This window comes from Deinococcus sp. (genome assembly GCF_018260555.1).
Lineage (GTDB): Bacteria > Deinococcota > Deinococci > Deinococcales > Deinococcaceae > Deinococcus.
Genome location: NZ_JAGLBB010000008.1, coordinates 16,706 through 33,197 on the forward strand (window position 1 = coordinate 16,706; position 16,492 = coordinate 33,197).

At 69.3% G+C, this 16,492-nt stretch carries 12 protein-coding genes; 6 read left to right on the plus strand and 6 right to left on the minus strand.

The features are described from left to right. The first annotated feature begins 532 nt into the window (after window positions 1-532). Entirely contained in the window at window positions 533-1,387 is an 855-nt protein-coding gene (locus QZ271_RS02855; RefSeq protein ID WP_367114294.1) for a hypothetical protein, read from the plus strand. 355 nt (window positions 1,388-1,742) lie between these two features. Further along, window positions 1,743-2,903: an acyl-CoA dehydrogenase family protein gene (locus QZ271_RS02860; RefSeq protein ID WP_291428787.1), complete on the plus strand. Its 1,161-nt coding sequence runs from the start codon at window positions 1,743-1,745 to the stop codon at window positions 2,901-2,903. Window positions 2,904-3,091: 188 nt separating this feature from the next. On the opposite strand, the gene QZ271_RS02865 is transcribed toward QZ271_RS02860, so the two are convergent. Together QZ271_RS02865 and QZ271_RS02870 are read right to left on the minus strand one after the other, a co-directional pair. Beyond that, on the minus strand, window positions 3,092-3,355 hold the full coding sequence (locus tag QZ271_RS02865; protein ID WP_367114293.1) for a metal-sensitive transcriptional regulator: 264 nt from the start codon (window positions 3,353-3,355) through the stop codon (window positions 3,092-3,094). 55 nt (window positions 3,356-3,410) lie between these two features. After that, the gene (locus QZ271_RS02870) at window positions 3,411-3,632 is read right to left on the minus strand and encodes a heavy-metal-associated domain-containing protein (RefSeq protein WP_291428791.1); all 222 of its coding nucleotides are present in this window, start codon (window positions 3,630-3,632) and stop codon (window positions 3,411-3,413) included. Between the two features lie 447 nt (window positions 3,633-4,079). Here QZ271_RS02870 and QZ271_RS02875 point away from each other — a divergent pair, with 447 nt between their 5' ends. The 3 genes from QZ271_RS02875 (at window position 4,080) to QZ271_RS02885 (ending at window position 8,423) form a co-directional block, all read left to right on the plus strand. Beyond that, window positions 4,080-6,608 (plus strand): heavy metal translocating P-type ATPase, encoded by a 2,529-nt coding sequence (locus tag QZ271_RS02875; protein ID WP_291428793.1) that lies wholly within the window; start codon window positions 4,080-4,082, stop codon window positions 6,606-6,608. 158 nt (window positions 6,609-6,766) lie between these two features. Continuing rightward, a complete protein-coding gene (locus tag QZ271_RS02880) occupies window positions 6,767-8,158 on the plus strand; it encodes an NAD-dependent succinate-semialdehyde dehydrogenase (protein WP_291428794.1) in 1,392 nt (463 codons plus the stop codon). A 49-nt stretch (window positions 8,159-8,207) separates the two neighbouring features. Continuing rightward, a complete protein-coding gene (locus QZ271_RS02885; protein ID WP_291428795.1) occupies window positions 8,208-8,423 on the plus strand; it encodes a hypothetical protein in 216 nt (71 codons plus the stop codon). 300 nt (window positions 8,424-8,723) lie between these two features. Here the strand turns inward: QZ271_RS02885 and QZ271_RS02890 are convergent, their stop codons facing one another. The 3 genes from QZ271_RS02890 to QZ271_RS02900 form a co-directional block, all read right to left on the minus strand. Further along, window positions 8,724-9,080 carry a hypothetical protein gene (locus tag QZ271_RS02890; RefSeq protein ID WP_291428797.1) on the minus strand — a complete coding sequence of 119 codons (357 nt, stop codon included), beginning with the start codon at window positions 9,078-9,080 and terminating at the stop codon, window positions 8,724-8,726. Window positions 9,081-9,157: 77 nt separating this feature from the next. Continuing rightward, a complete protein-coding gene (locus tag QZ271_RS02895; protein WP_291428799.1) occupies window positions 9,158-9,385 on the minus strand; it encodes a hypothetical protein in 228 nt (75 codons plus the stop codon). A gap of 183 nt (window positions 9,386-9,568) precedes the next feature. After that, window positions 9,569-10,582, minus strand: coding sequence for a DUF4157 domain-containing protein (locus tag QZ271_RS02900; protein ID WP_291428801.1), 1,014 nt, complete (start codon window positions 10,580-10,582; stop codon window positions 9,569-9,571). A 439-nt stretch (window positions 10,583-11,021) separates the two neighbouring features. Between QZ271_RS02900 and QZ271_RS02905 the strand changes: the two genes are divergently transcribed. Continuing rightward, complete coding sequence (locus QZ271_RS02905; RefSeq protein ID WP_291428804.1) at window positions 11,022-11,189, plus strand: hypothetical protein; 168 nt, start codon at window positions 11,022-11,024, stop codon at window positions 11,187-11,189. Window positions 11,190-15,779: 4,590 nt separating this feature from the next. Here QZ271_RS02905 and QZ271_RS02910 read toward each other — a convergent pair. Continuing rightward, window positions 15,780-16,460 (minus strand): phage tail protein, encoded by a 681-nt coding sequence (locus tag QZ271_RS02910; protein ID WP_291428806.1) that lies wholly within the window; start codon window positions 16,458-16,460, stop codon window positions 15,780-15,782. Between the last annotated feature and the right edge of the window lie 32 nt (window positions 16,461-16,492).

The window sequence follows — 16,492 nt, forward strand, 5'->3', positions numbered from 1 at the left end:
GGGTGTCACTTCTCATACGGCAGTCTGGCCGCTGCGTGTCGCGGGCTCATGAGCCCTGTCTGAACGGTTGGCGGCCAACCTCTCATACGGCTGCAGCCTGTCGCAATACCAACGAGGGAGGCTGCCGGATTGCCAGCGCTGCGTCCGGCACCCGCTGTGCTTTCTCGTGCGTGAGCTCGAGATTGAACGGCTCTTACTGAACATCCAGTTGGTGTTGGCGGCATGCGACTTCCAGCCGATTCGGTCACCTCTCGGAGCGGAGATGGGTAGCCTCTTCCAAGCCTCAAATCCGCCATATTGACACCCGAACTGTTGATCCGCTTTCCCGGTCTGTTGCGGTGGAACGCTGGCTCAAACCACTGCAATGAGCCTATGTATGAGATGAGTGATACCGTTTCCTTAACGGTCCCTTGGACGGCGCTTATGGTTCGGGACTCCTGTTCGTACGGCCTACTACCATGCCGATATGACTCTGAACGCAGACCGTCTGTCCCACCGACTCTCCTGGCGAGGTGTCCTCGCCGGTATGGTAATGGGCCTCGTGACCACCTTCACCCTGCTGGCTCTGGGCACCGTGATCACGGCCCTGACCGGCCTTACCCTGTCCGGCGTCGGCATTGCAGCCGCCATCTGGTCCGGCATCGCCGCCCTGGTCGGTGCGTACGTCGCGGGCCTCACTGCCGTCCGTGCCGCCGCGCCCACGACCCGTAACGATGACGGCATCGCCGCCATGACCCACGACGACGCCACCCTGACCGGCCTGGTGACCGCCGGCATGCTCGTGCTGCTCAGCACCCTGTTCGCCCTGAACAGCGTCAGCCGCCTGCTGGGCACTGCTACCGCCACCGCCGGGAATCTCCTTGGAGCGGGCGTGACCGCCGCCGCCGGTACGGCCAACGCGCAGAGTGGCGGCATCCAGGACTTCGTGAGCGGCATCAATCAGGACGATATTGTCGAGCTGATCGCCGGGAACAGCGAGGACCTGAACGAACAGCAGGTGCAGGCCACCAGTAACGTCGTCAGCGGCATCTTCCGCCGCGCACAGTACGACCTGGGTAAACAGGACCTGGGGAACATCACCGACTTCGCCGGTGCCCGCGTCACCGCCATCAAGAACGCCCTGACCGGTGAAGAGTTCGTGACCCGCCTGGAACGCCAGGGCCTGAGCGCCCCCCAGGCGCAGGAAGTCCGCACGGTCGTCACCACGGAAGTGGACCGCCTTGAAAAGCAGGCTCAGGATATCGCCAAGGCCACCGAAGACGCCGCCCGCACGGCCGCCAGCACCGCCGGCTGGGCCTGGTTGCTCGCCTCTGGTCTGACCATCGGCGCCAGCGTGCTCGGGGCGCGCAGCGCCGCAACGCACCGGGCCGTCGCCGTCCGCCGCTGATTGCAACTCTCCCCGCAGGGCGATCAACCGTACAGGGTTGATCGCCCTGTCTCTATGGTGCGTATGCCCACCGGCTGGCGTGACGCTGGGCGGGCTGTGCGTTTCAGTCATAGGGGGTGGATTTCGTCTGTCTCGTTGCTTACCTCCCAGCATGCCGATTCGCTGACGCCACCCACAGATGCCGCTTTGCTGCCTATCGGAGAGACCGGTGTTCATCCATCATTGGGCCGCAGTTCGTATGCATTCCAGCCGGGTGTGGATCGCAGTGGTCCCTGACGGCGTAGACTAGCCTCCTCAAATTCTGCTGGTCTGACGGGCGGCGCGCGACGGGCGTTCCGGGTCCGACGAGGTGCGTATGTTCGATGAATTCAATGTGCACGAGATGCTGTCGGCCGATGAGCGGCTGGTCCGGGAGAGCGTTCGGAACTTTTGCGACGCAGAGTTGATGTCGGAAGTCGCGGCGTGGTGGGATGACAGTTCGCTCCCGGTGCGCAGCGTCATGCGCCGCTTCGGTCAGATGGGGCTGCTGGGACCCACCGTGTCCGAGGCGTACGGCGGGGCGGGCGTGTCGTACAGCGCGTACGGCGCCATGATGTACGAGCTGGAACGCGTGGACAGCGGCCTGCGCAGCGCCGCGAGCGTGCAGGGCAGTCTGGTCATGTTCCCGATCGACACGTTCGGCAGCGATGAGCAGCGCCGCCGCTGGCTACCCGGCCTGGCCTCGGGTGAACTGATCGGCTGTTTCGGCCTGACCGAACCCGACGGTGGCAGCGACCCCGGCGCGATGCGCACCCGCGCCCGCCGTGACGGGGATCACTGGGTGCTGGACGGGAATAAGATGTGGATCACCAATAGCCCCGAAGCGGACGTGGCCGTCGTGTGGGCCAAGGACGACGAGGGAACCGTGCGGGGATTCATCGTGCCGACCGACACGCCTGGTTTCAGCGCGCCGCCCATTCACCGCAAGATGAGCCTGCGGGCCAGCGTGACCGGCGAGATCAACCTGCAGGACTGCCGGATTCCGGCCGCGAACCTGCTGCCCGGCAGCTCGGGTCTGAAAAGCCCGCTGTCCTGCCTGACATCCGCCCGCTTCGGGATTGCCTGGGGCGCGATGGGCGCTCTCGAAGCGGTCTTGCAGGCTACCCTGGAGTACACTGGCACCCGCACGACGTTCGGAAAACCCATCGCGTCCCGTCAACTCGTGCAGGACAAACTGGTCCGCATGGCCACCGACCACAGTCTGGGTACATTACTGGCGTGGCGTCTGGGCACCCTGAAAGACGCCGGGCGCATGAACTTCGCGCAGGTCAGTTACGCCAAACGCAACAACGTCCGCGTGGCCCTGCAAGGCGCGCGACTGGCGCGTGAACTGCACGGCGGGAACGGCATCACCACCGAGTACCCGGTCATCCGGCACATGCTGAACCTCGAAACCGTCGATACGTACGAGGGCACGCACGACATTCACACCCTGATCGTGGGCCGTCACCTGACCGGCCAGGGCGCGCTGGAGTAAAACGGCCTCTGATTGAATGGGCTACAAAGTCCATTCAATCGGAATCCGTATCATACGGACTTCCGTTTGTTTCGCCGACAGGTCCGGAACATCACCGGATGGCCAGCTCCACGTCCGGAACCCGCCCTACTCCCACTCGCTTCGCTCGGATTGAATGGGCGGCAAGGACCATTCAATCGCAGTCCGTATCAGGTGTATTTCAGTGCTTCCATCAGTTCCTCTACGATCTCGACGCTGTCACCGCGCGTACTGGCGGTCGCCACATGCGCTTCCAGGTGCCCGCGCAGGACGACCTCACCCGCTCCGGACAGCGCGCCCTGCACCGCCTTGATCTGCCGTAGCACGTCCACGCAGTAGGCGTCCGGGTTGTCGAGCATGCGCACGATGGCGTCCAGATGTCCGCGCGCGATGTTCAGGCGGCGCGCAGCCCGCCTGCGGGCCTCTTCAGGCATGCACAGATGATCGGGACCGGTGTGGCAACTGGCCTGGGCGGCTTTCGCGGTCATGTCAGGCGGGGGCGGAAGTGGGAGCGGCGACCCGCGCCTCGTAGCCTTCCTCGACCACGGCGGCGATCAGGGCCTGCACGTCGGCGGGACCGGTGACGCTGGCGCGTCCGGCCGCGAGGTCCACACTGGCGCTCTGCACACCCGGAACCTGCTGGAGGGCTTCCTGGACGGCTTTCTGGCAGTGGCCGCAGGTCATTCCGCTGATCGTCAGTTCAGTCCTCATATGGGGATGGTACCCCCCCCCAGGGGGCCTGTCAATCCGAGCGGCTGACATGGCCTGCGCATGGGCCTGATCCTGACGGACGTGTGTTGCGTTGACCACCCGCCCACGCGCCGGAATCCCCACCTGACCCGCGCAGGGGGCGGCGCTCCCACTCGCAGTGCAGCTCGCCGATTTCGCTCGATTGGAACGCCGCCACCATGCCACCCGAGTCCCTCTCCGCACTTGTTTCGTGGGCTTGAAACGAGGTCGGGCGGGGCTTATCCTGTTCCTGTACCCCCCGGGGGAGGATTGGGCACGGGACAGTGCCGCTTCCCGCTGCCCGGCCTCACTGAATCCCGCCCGTCCACCACTGGAGCCCTGATGAGTCAGCCTGTCAAGTCCAACCCGCCGACCCCGGCCATGCCGATCCCCTCCATTCCAATACCGCCGTCCAGCGGCCTCCCGGCAGTGACGGCTGAATTCACGGTGCAGGGCATGACCTGCGCCAGCTGCTCGTCGCGGGTGGAACGCGGCCTGACGAAGGTCGGTGGTGTGCAGCAGGCCAGCGTGAACCTCGCGACCGAGCGGGCCAGCGTGACCTTCGACCCGTCACAGACCAGCCTGATGGACCTGACGGCCCGTGTCCGCGAGATCGGCTACGAGCCCCTGACGGCCACTGCCGACCTGAGTGTGCAGGGCATGACCTGCGCCGCCTGCGTGGGCCGGGTGGAACGCGCACTGAAGAAAGTGGACGGCGTGCTGGACGCCCAGGTGAACCTCGCCACGGAACGCGCCCACGTCACGTACCTGCCCGGCCGCGTGTCGGGCCGCGACCTGAACGCCGCCGTCACGCGGGCCGGGTACTCGGTCCTGACCGGCCTGAACAGCGGCGCGCCGTCCGCGCCGGACCGCGCCGCGCTGGAGCAGGCCGCCCGCGACGACCACGAACGCAGCCTTGAGCGCGACCTCCGTGTGAGCGCTGCCTTCGCCGTTCCGCTGCTGCTGCTGGCCATGCTGCCCATGATGTGGATGCCGCTGCACATGGCCCTGACCGGCCTGCTGGGCGAACGCGGCCTGAACGTGCTGATGCTGCTGCTGGCCACGCCCGTGCAGTTCGGTCCGGGTCGCCGGTTCCTGCGCCTCGGCTGGAACAGCCTGCGTCACGGCAGCCCTGATATGAACGCCCTGGTCATGATCGGCACGGGCGCCGCGTACCTGTACTCGCTGCTGGTCACGCTGGCCCCCGGCGTGTTCCCGGCCGGAACCGCGCACGTGTACTTCGAGGCGAGCGCTGTCGTCATCACCCTGATCCTGCTGGGCAAGGTCCTGGAGGCCCGCGCAAAGGGACGCAGCAGCGCCGCCATGACCACCCTGCTGCGCCTGCAACCGGGCGTTGCCCGCGTGGTCCGCGCCGGGCAGGAACTCGAGATTCCCACCGCCGACGTCCAGACCGGGGACGTGATTCAGGTCCGCCCGGGCGAGCGCGTCCCGGTGGACGGAGAGGTGCAGACCGGGGATTCCTGGGTGGACGAGAGCATGCTGACCGGCGAGAGCGTTCCCGTGCACAAGGGAGTGGGCGCGGCCGTGACCGGCGGCACCGTGAACGGCACCGGCGCGTTTACCTTCCGCGCCACACACGTCGGCGCAGACACTGCTCTGGCCCGCATCACCCGGCTGGTCGAGGACGCCCAGGCCAGCCGGCCGCCCATCCAGGGGCTCGCGGACCGCGTGGTCGCCGTGTTCGTGCCTGTCGTGCTGGTTATCGCGGCCCTGACGTTCCTGACCTGGCTGCTGCTGGGCGGCCCACAGGGGCTCAGTCACGCGCTGGTGAACACAGTCGCCGTTCTGATTATCGCCTGCCCCTGCGCCATGGGCCTCGCCACGCCCACCAGCGTGATGGTCGGCACGGGCCGCGCCGCCAGCCTGGGCGTGCTGTTCAAGAGCGGCGCGGCCCTGGAAGCCCTGCAACGCGCGGACGTGATCGCCCTCGACAAGACCGGGACCCTGACCCTGGGCCGCCCGGAACTCACGGACCTGATCCTGACCGGCCCGCACGAGGGTTCACCCCAGGACCCGCACGACGGGCCACAGGACCGCGCGGCCGTGTTGACCCTGATCGCCGCGGCGGAACGCGCCAGCGAGCACCCGGTCGCGCAGGCCATCGTATCGGCCGCCCGCGCCGAGGGCTTGACGCTACCGGAAGCCACGGCGTTCCAGGCCCTGCCCGGCGAGGGCATCGAGGCGACGGTGAACGGGCGGCGCGTGTGGGTCGGCAGTGACCGCCTGATGACCCGCCTGGGCCTGAACGTGGCCCCCCTGACCGCCCAGACCGACGCACTGGCCGACCTGGGCCGCACGCCTCTGTACGCCGCCGTGGACGGCCACATCGTGGCCGCGCTGGCCGTGGCGGACCCCATCAAGCCCGGCAGCCTGGAGGCCGTGCAGGCCATGCAGGCCAGTGGCCGCCAGGTCGTCATGATCACCGGCGATCACGCCCGCACCGCGCAGGCCGTCGCCCGGCAACTGGGCATCACGGACGTTCGCGCTGAAGTGCACCCCGCGCAGAAAAGCGCCGCCGTGAAGGAACTCCAGGCGGGCGGGCGGCACGTCGCGTTCGTGGGGGACGGCATCAACGACGCGCCGGCCCTGGCGCAGGCGGACGTGGGCGTCGCCATCGGCACCGGCACCGACGTGGCGGCCGAAACGGCCGGCGTGATCCTGATGTCCGGTGACCTGCGCGGCGTTCCGAACGCCGTCGCCCTGAGCCGCGCCACCCTCACCAACATTCGCGGCAACCTGTTCTGGGCCTTCGCGTACAACGTCCTGCTGATCCCGGTCGCGGCCGGTGTGCTCGAACCTGCCCTGGGCCTGCGCCTGAACCCGGTGCTGGCCGCCGCCGCCATGGGGCTGTCCAGCGTCTTCGTCCTGAGTAACGCCCTGCGCCTGCGCGGCTTCCGGCCCCCGTTGGCTGCCCCCCAGCTGACGGCCCCCCACTGACGTTCACGGGAAGCTCCTTGGCTGCTGCCTCGGGAGGCTGTCGGCCTGCCGCCCACTTCGCTCGACTCACCTCCGAGCAGCGCCCTCCTTCTTAACGAGAGCTTCATGGAGGGTCGTCTCACAGTGAAGGGCGGTCGGCGCGGACTAGAACGGAAGGCATGCAAAGCGTCAATCCGGCCACGGGCGAACCCTTCGCCACCCACGACGATCACACGGCCGCGCAGGTGCAGGCCGCCATCACGGCCGCTCACCAGGCCTACGGCGAGTACCGGCGCACCACCTTCGAGCAGCGCAGCGAGTGGATGAACGCCGCCGCCGCCATTCTCGAACGCCGTGTGGAGGAACTCGCGCTGCTCGCCACGCGCGAGATGGGCAAGACCCTGGAAGCCGCCCGGCAGGAAGTCCTCAAATGCGCCTCGGCCTGCCGGTACTACGCCGCGCACGCCGGGGCGTTCCTGGCCCCCGAACCCGTGAAGACCGAGGCGGACGAGGCCTACGTGACGTACCAGCCCCTGGGCGTGGTGCTGGCCGTCATGCCGTGGAATTTCCCGTACTGGCAGGCCTTCCGGTTCATCGCGCCGACCCTGATGGCCGGGAACACCGCGCTGCTCAAGCACGCCAGTAACGTGCCCGGCTGCGCCCTGGCCATTCAGGACGTGCTGCGAGAGGCGGGCTTCCCGGCGGGCGTGTTCACGACCCTGCTGATCGGCAGCCGTGACGTGCAGGCCGTGCTGCAAGACCCGCGCGTGACCGCCGTGAGCCTCACCGGTTCGGAAGGCGCCGGGCGGGCCGTGTCCGCCACCGCCGGGGGGGAACTCAAGCCCGCCGTGATGGAGCTGGGCGGCTCGGACCCGTTCATCGTGATGCCCAGCGCCGACATCGAACTCGCCGCTAAGACCGCCGTGACCGCCCGCACCATCAACAACGGTCAGAGCTGCATCGCCGCGAAACGCTTCATCGTGCACGCCGACGTGTACGACGCCTTCACAGACGCGTTCGTGGCAGGCCTGCGTGCCCTGAAGGTCGGCAACCCCGAACTGGAAGGCACCGACGTGGGTCCGCTCGCCACGCCGCAGATCCGCAGTGACCTGGACAGGCAGGTGCAGGACGCCGTGAGCAAGGGCGCGCGCGTCCGAACAGGCGGACAGGTGCCGGAAGGACAGGGCAACTACTACCCGGTCACGGCCCTCGATCATCTGACCCCCGACATGGACGTGTGGCTCGAAGAGACCTTCGGGCCAGTCGCTCTGATCTTCCGGGTGGACAGTATCGACGAGGCCGTCGAACTGGCCAACGCCACCACCTTCGGTCTGGGCAGCAGCGCCTGGACGAACGACGCGGACGAACGAGAGCGCTTCATCCGCGACCTGGAAGCCGGATCAGTGTTCATCAACTCGATGGTCGCCAGCGACCCGCGCCTCCCGTTCGGCGGCGTGAAGCACAGCGGCTTCGGCCGGGAACTCGGCCGCCACGGCATCCTGCAATTCGTGAACATCAAAACCGTGTCCATCGGCGCGCCCGACGGCGCCCACCGCAGCCAAACCGAGTAATCCAACCGGGCAACGCGCGACCGGCAGCCCGGAACTCCTCCTGCGCCGGATGACCAACATGGCGTTTCAGTGTGCCGCTGTCAGCACCGTTTCCCATCAGCCCAACCGACGCGTGCTGCTGGTGAAGCTCACAGCTGGCAACGATCCGCAGTGGGTGCAGCCCATCCTCGATCAGGTGCTGACCGTCTGGAAGCGGGACAGCCAGAATTGCGCCAGTCATTTCGCCCCGAAGATCCGCGCCGTCGCAGATGATACGGGTCGGTGACCACTGGAGGCAGCTCAAGCCAGGAGCGAGAGGGCCGGCAGCCCTGCTGGCGGAGAAGGCTGGGGCGACCCGGCCGCAGGAATCCGCTGGAGAGTGATACGGACTGCCGCTCCACTGCGCCACAGTCGGAAGGGCGCCGACTGCGGCTCCATACCGCGAAGGGGCGTCTGCCCTTCCTCCTCGCGTCCGCTCGGATTGACGCAGAAGTGCACCGAATCAATCCGAATCCGTATCACTGAACCAATCGGGTCCCGTCAGCATTTCTCCCGGAAGAGCGGTCCTCGCAGCTGGCGAGGCGGTTCAGTGTAGATCGACCGTGATGTTGACCAGTCCTGCATGCTTCCGGATGTCGGGGCGGCTTTCGTATTCTTCGAGGCTGGCCAGCACGTACACCACGCCAAAGACCCAGCGGGTCCCTTTCCACTTGAAGGACTTCGAAGTCACGCCGTAATCCTCACGCCAGCCCGTCAGGCCGTTCAGGTTTCCGTTGGCATCCAGAATTTCCTGCATTCTGGCGGCCTTGAGGTCGGTCACGTAACACGGTGTGTCGGCCGTCACCTGTGGAAGATCCCCGCACTCGACCTTCCTGAGTTGCAGGGCCTGTTCCGCGAATGCCTGCATCTCGCTGTACACCTTCAACCGTTCAGCAGCGTCCATCTGTGGACTCCTCTCCACGCAGCCTGTGAGCGCCGCGGCTATGAACAGGGCAGCGGCCATGTGGAACCGACGTGATTTCATTTCACACCGTCCGCGCCGGGATGCCAGTACCTCCAGCGGGTCGGGAGGGCAACTGCCAGAGCCTGTCGTTCGTTCACTTCAGTAGGACGGGGAATATCGAACGCCGCCTGGGTCATGCCCAGAGCCCCCAGATCATCGCGGTCGAGCATCCCGAAGAATTTTACGTCTTCCATCGTCAGGATGATCGACTCGGTTTCCAGAATTTTCTTCTGCAGGGACCACATGCGGATTCCGATTGATGCACTGCAGTTCTGAATCCATCCGAGCGGACGCGAGGAGGAAGGGCAGACGCCCCTTCGCGGTATGGAGCGGCAGTCCGTATCACTCCATGCCTTGCTGTCCTTTGCGCTCAGACCCGCTCCGCCCGGATGAGACAGTTTTTGCAAGCCGTTTTATCCGGGTCGGGATCAGTGGCGCCGCAACTCGCTGCTCAGACGCTCGCGCAGGCGGGCGTACACCTCACGCGCCACCTGATCCAGGTCCACGGACGGCGCTCCCTGGGCGCGCCGCCCCACTGGAGGGGCGCCCGCCTGCGTGTCTCTGGCTTCCTGGGGCTTCGCCCGGTCGGTGGCCGCCGCGTTCACCACGTTGCCCAGTCCGCCCGGCCCCGCCAGTCCCCCGCTCTGCAACCCCAGCCCCGGCAGGAGCGCCCGCCGGTCCTCGGACGCAGGCGGCAACTGGAATTCACGTGTCGGCGTCACCTCCCCCCATGGTGAACGATCCGGGCGGTCCCCCTGACCCGGCCCGGATGGGACGGTTTCCCACGGCAGCGGTTCCCATGGGGCTGGCAGGCCCGGTAGGCGGCGGGTGGGCGTGGAGCGGCTGGAGCCGTCGGGCCCGTGAACGCTGGCGTGCTCGGTCGCGAGCGCCACGGCCTCCTCGGCGCTGCCGTCCGGTCTGGCCGGTGCGCGGCGCAGCACGTCCGGCACGAACCCGGCCGTTTTCTGACGGAGCGCGTGCGTGAACTCGTGCGCCGCGAGGGCCCGCCCCGCCCCGGAATCCAGCGGTGTATCCGGCGACAGGAACACCGTGCGCCCCACCGTCAGCGCGTCGGCCTGCGCTGCCTGAAGAGCACCGGTCACACCTGCGTTCCGGATGACCCGCACGTCCGCCACCGAGGTACCCATCAGCCGCGCCAGGGACGCCTGCGCGCCCGGCGCCAGCGGCTGTCCGTGCCCGTCCTGGCGCACGGCCGCCTGCAGGGCGCGCAGCACCTGCGATTGCGGCCCGTTCAGTCCCGGCCCCTGCGGCGCACCGGCCAGCGGCACACCGAGCGGCGTGACCGCCTGCACACCCGGCACGACCGGAAGCCCGGCGACCGGATCTGACGCGGCGGGCGCAAGGGTCTGCGCGCCCGGCAGGACTGCCTGCGGCGCGGCTGGCCCCACGACCGGCACGACCCCCGCAACGAGTCCTGGCACCGCCACCCGTATCTGCGGACCACCTCCGAACAGTGACGGAAGCGCCGCGCGCACCATATCGTCCCACAGGGCGGGCGATCCCACCGCCGCCGGGGCGGGCGCGGTAACCGTCTCCGGGAGCGGCAGGTGTGACCCGCCGACCGGCAGAACGGATGACGGCCCCACGCCCGGCGGGAACTCCGGCCGGGGACCGGAAACGGGGAGTGGTGCGGGCGTGGGTTGGGGGCCCGGTCGGGTGAGCAGTTCAGACACGGGCACTGGTGGTGTGGGCAATGGTATAGATGCGGGCACCGGTACAGGCACCAGTGCGCTGAGTCCGGTCGGAGACGTGGCCCCGTCCGGCTGCAATCCGGCCCACCCCGGTCCCTCCAGCACGCCTTCCAGGCTGGTCTCGCCGGGCCAGAACGCCTCAGCGGCTGCGGGTCGCTCCGGTAACGCGGTGGCCGGGAACCATGACGGCGCGACCGGCACCAGCGGCGCGAACTCGCCCGGTCCGGACGCGGCGCGCGCCGGAACTGGCCTGCCCGAGACGCCCGCCGTGCCGCTACCGGGCGCCTTTGCTACAGCCGGACCCTGGTGTGGCGGCACCGCGACCGCGAGCGGCTGACCAGGCGCCGGTACGGCCATCACGGGCCACGCCTCCGGACGGAGTGGACCGGTCGCCTGGACCGGTAGCGTCACCACCGGCGGCAGGGGCAGGACCGGGGTCGGCACTGGGAGTTCCAGTGCTGGGATGGTCGGTGCCGGCCGAGGCTCGACCGGACGCGCGGGCGCCGCCACCACGGGCAGGTCGGGCACGGGCACCTCCATGGCGGGCGTCCCAGACCTCACGGGTACGGGCTGCTTCATGAAGGTCGGGCGAAGTTGCGGTGGCGCCTCCGGCTGGGGCCGCCACACCGCCCCCGGGGGGGCAGGGAAGGGCGCCGAAAACGGCTGGGCAGACAGGCTGCCCGGGGGTGGAACCGGACGCACCGGATCGCTCCCGGCAGCGACCTCGACCGGTGAGACCGGACGCGGTGGCAACTGCGCAGATCGCGTCAGGGCTGCCGGTGCAGCGGCCAGCAGAGAGGGGGCAGGCGGGGTCGGCTGAGTGCCCATCGGTCCGGTAGTGTCCTCTGTGGCGGGGCGGGACGCAGCGGAGGTCGGAAGCGCCGGTGCTGCCCCGACCGGTCCCGGCGCTTGCGGCTGCCCATCCGTCCCGGCCGGCTGCCCATCCGTCCCGGCCGGCTGCCCATCCGTCCCGGCCGGCTGCGCGCCGGGAGCCGCGGCCACCGCCCGGGTCGGCGTCAGCTCTACTGGCACACCTTCATCCGGCAGGGCTTCCCGCTGGTACGGCGAGGGGAGAGCGGGCGGAGCCTGCACGCCACCTGGCCCAGGAGCCGCCTTCACGGGCGGGCGGGCCTCCTGCTGCGCTGACTGCCCCCCCGGCGCCCCCAAAAGCTCCGGGGTTCTTACGGCGGGCGCCTGAACGGGGAACGTGGCGGGTCCCGGTGCGGGCGCGCCGAGCCTGAGCGCGCCGCGAACCGGTGACGCTGCGCCGCGACCATCCGGGATAGGCTGATCAGCCCCTCCCTCTCGGGGCGCATTCAGGAGCACGGGCGCGGTATTCACGAGGGCAGTGTTCAGGAGAGCAGTGTTCAGAAGAGTGGCGTTCAGGAGAGCCGTTGCCTCACCGGGCCTGACTGGCACCGGGGGCATCTGGAGTGAGGCCGTCACGAGCGGGGATTCCAGAGCACTCCATGCGGGCGCAGGAGGGACCGCTCCAGGCATGACTGGTGACGGTGGGAGTGATGGCTGGGCCTGCAGTTGTGGTCCCGAGGGCACCGGGGCAGGCGTTGGGTGGACCAGGTGAGACGCGGCGCCCTCGGGAACCCGGTCCGGTGGTCCGGCCGTCGTGGGCGGCTGAACAGGACCGTCCGCTGCCGCAGCTTCCTTCCGGGGAGAGCGCAGGGCGGCGCTGAGCTGATCCGGCACGTGGGCCGGCTGATCCTCCGCCAGCCCGTCATCCAGCGAGCGATCTGGCAAGGCCTCTTGCGCTGCGGGTGCCGGTGCTGATAGTGGTGGTGGGGCTGATAGCGGTGTCGGGACTGATGGTGGTGCCGGGGCTAGCGGCGCGGACGGTTCGAGAGGCGCGGCCGACTCTATGGGTACCGGCTCCACGGGTACCGGAAATTCCTCGGCTGCTGGTGATTCTAAGGACGCTGGCGGCGTGTGCGTGAGAGGCTGGCTGGCCCGCACGTCATCCCACACAGCCCCCTCCTGCGGCGCGAGCGGCGGGGTCCCGGTGACTGGCAGACTGGTCGTCTCGGGCCTGCCTTGCGCCTCAACCGGGCCGGGCTGAAGCGGGCCGGGTTGGACTGGCCAGGGGGCCAACGGCTCTGCGCGGTCCGTGGGCCGGTCCCCGCGAGGCAGTGGCGCAGGTACGACGGGCAGGACGGCGTCCGCCGATGATGGGTGCGGCCGCATGGACGGCGATGTGACGCCTGGAAGTACACCCTGCGGCGGCGCGGCAGTCGGCGCGGCGGGATGATCGTCAGCCTGTTCTGTCACATGGTCGTCGGGTTTCCCAGTCATCAGCGGGTCGGCCGTACGCTCCGCGTGCAGGAGTCCGGGAGACCCCAGATCGGGCAGCACCACCTCGGGGGTGGGGATCACCGGTGTGGGTCGCGGTTCCGCTGGACGCACCGGCACCGGCACTCGCACAGGCACAGTCAGCGGCGCCGGTGGGGTCTCCAGTTGTGAAGTGCGGTCTCCTGGGGCGGGCCGCGCGGCAGAACCGGGCCGGGGGTCTGGTCCGACTGGAGCGGCCGTCCGGGAAGACACGCGGGTCGGCCCCTCGGTCGGCGCCGCGTTCGCGTCCGACTCTGCCAGGGCGGGTGAGACTACCGGGGTGGTCGGCTGCGCCGTCTGGTCGGATTCCGCTGACGCGACCACGCGCGGCAGAATCACCGGTACAGACGGTGTCACGGCCGACTCGCGGCTGACGGCCGCTGCGGCAGTCCCGGCTGCGTTGGGTTCGGCTGCGTTGGGTTCGGCTGGGATAGGTTCGCTTGCGTTCGGTTCAGCTGGAGCGTCGGCCAGCGGCCAGTCGGTGTCGGGGCGCAGGGCTGACGGCGCGTCCGGCTCACCTGCCGGTACCGTGAATCCGTCTGGCTTTACCGGCGCTGGTCCGGGCTGGTCGGTAGGCTCGACTGTCGGCCCGTCAGGAAACGGTCCGTCTGCTGCGCGGCGCTGCACGCCCGTGGGAATACGGTCCGGGCCAGGGCGTTCCGAGTCAGCCTGTCCTGGGACCGGAGTCGGCGTCATGGGCATTGAGGCGACCCTGTCCGTGTCCCCACCGGCGTCCCTCCCCGCGTCGGTCTGGTGCGCGGGAGATTGCGGCCGTTCGGGGGCGCCGGTCGGTGGGCCTCCGGTGCGCGCCCGGCCCGCTGTGTCCGGTTCCTCGTCCGGGTCGGCCGGACCGCTGTCCGGGCTGCGGCGGTCCGCGTTGCGGCCACTGCGACTGGCCCGTGCTCGCAGTCGCGGCGTCACGCTTCCCCGCGTGCCCGGCTGATCGGCGCGGGGCGGCGCAGCGCGGTCCACGGCCGCGTCCGCGTCCAGTCCGGCCGGGGGCAGGGACACGTTGCGTTCCGGGTGGTGATCCTGCCAGGTGTGCAGCTGCCCCACGCCCAGTGTGGAGGCCTCCACCTCTCCCTTCTCCTCCAGTTCCGCAAAGCGGTTCAGGCGCGCCAGGATGTTCTGGGAGACCTCCTGAGGAATGGGGGGCGCAGGCTTGACCTCCTCCTCGGCGACCGGCGCGGCGATGGGCGCCACCTGCGGACGCGGACGGCGCGGCAGACGCACCGGGATGTCGTTGTTCCCGGACCGCAGCAGTTGTTCCAGGTCACGGCGCTCCTGTTCCTGCCGCTCACGTACGTCCGGCGGCAGGGGTTCCGGGAAGACCAGGGCCGGTTCGTCCCCGTCAGGGTCGGTATCGGGTGCGGGCCCGTCGGAACCGGCCGCAGGCCCGGTCGGGCGGACGACACCTGCCGGAGCGGACTGCGGGGGCCGCTCCGGCGAGGCGGGGGCCGACGTGGGAGCGCCCGGGAGGCCTGCTTCAGCCGGGACCACCGGCACGTCAGACGTCCGGGCCGTTCCCTCGGGTGGAGTGGGCGCCGTCTGGGCTGGTTCCCTCACCTTCACCGGGGCGCGGGTGGGTTCCACGACCGGGACTTCCTGTCCGGCGGGCGCAGTCGAGGTGGGGGCAGCAGAGGCAGGCGCAGTAGAACTGGGCCTGGAAGGAACAGCGCGCTCAGCCTGCTCAGCGGGCGCAGTCTGCGGCAGCCGGGTAGGCACGGGTTCCGGTGCTGCTTGCCGTGCGAATGGAGGGGTGGGCGCCGTGACGTCTTCCCGGCGTCCAGGCCCGTCTGTAGGACCCTCTGTCGGCGGGGTGTTCAGGGCCATGGTTTCCATGAATGACGCGGGCCGCAGCGGGGAGGGACGGTCCGTGTCCTCCCCGGAGGGCGCAGCGCTCACGGGCGCCGGTTCCGGCGGTAGGAGGCCCAGTGGCGGGTGCGCGCTCAGGCCAGCCGCCAGGGCCTCCTGCACGTCGCCGTAGGGATCGTTCATCAGGGGCGCGGGCAGGCTGACCGGTGGTCCGGAAGGCACACTGGGCTGGGCCGACGGGCTGACCTGGGCCGCCGGGCCGGACAGTGGAGCGGGTTGGCGGTTCTCCTCCGTCAGAGGGATCACGTCCGGACTGACCTGAGCATTCCATCCGGGCAGGGCCTCTGGCAGCCGGTCCGTCGAGTCGTCCGCTGCGGTGGGCCGGGCCGGCGTCGAGAGCAGCCGGGCCTTCACGCGGCGCGGGCCGCTGCGCTTGACCGTCACCCCGCCCCCGAAGTCAGCGCTCCCGGAGTCAGGACCACCCGACAGAGGACCACCGGTCCGTGATGACAGGACCGGCAACCAGGGGCTCAGGGGCGTGGGCACGGTGGAAATCGCCGCGAGGGCCGCGTCACTCCGGGGATGGTCGCGCTGGGTAACGGCCATCTGCGAGGCGTGTTTCAGGCGGCGCAGCCGCTCGTCGAAGATACTCACAGGACTCCTTTGAGGCGCCGGGCAGGGGCCGGGCCGCTGGTCGGGTCGCAATTCTGGCCGACACGTCTGCGCGACCTGTGGGACCGGGTAAAGCGGGGAGCGGCGAACTGGGCGGAACTTAGCGGCTGAGTTGCAGGAAGCCGGAGTGGGCCAGTTCCAGGGATTCGACGGCGACGGCGTCGCCGTTTCCGTTGAAGGTCGGGCCGCTCCACTTGACCGGGTACGCCTGCAGCAGCTCGAAGCGCATGCGGACCTGCGGATCAGCGGTTCTGAGGTAATGGTTGCTGCTGTCCCGGACGCTGGTGGGATGATCGTACACGGTGATGGTGATGTTGCGCACGTCCAGGTAGCCCTGCACGACGTTCAGGTGCCATTCGAGCAGTTCGTTCCCGGCGACCATGCCACGCTTGAGGATCAGGTTCCCCACACGCGAGCGAACGGGCAGGCGCAGCACGCGGTCGTTCACGCCGCCCTCCATGAAGTCCATGGTCTCGGTCTCGACCTGCAGGCCGCTGACTTCACTGAACGCGGCGTGCTCCAGGCCGTCGATAGACACCTGGTAGCGGTGGTTGCTCAGAACGTGCACCGACGTCTGCTGCGGCGTGACGTTCCGGAACTGGGTGGCCTGCGTCATGGTGCGTTCGGACGGCGCGACCGGGCGCGGCTGGAAGGTCTGCCCGGCCAGGGGGCGCAGGTCGGCCCCGGCGCTGAAGTTGATCTGTCCCAGCGGCCCGAGGCTGAGGGAAGCCGTCACGCGGGGTCGGCCGCCATTGAAACTGAAGTTGGATCGGAAGGTCATGGCCACTCTCCTGTGGGCGGGTACCGGTCGGC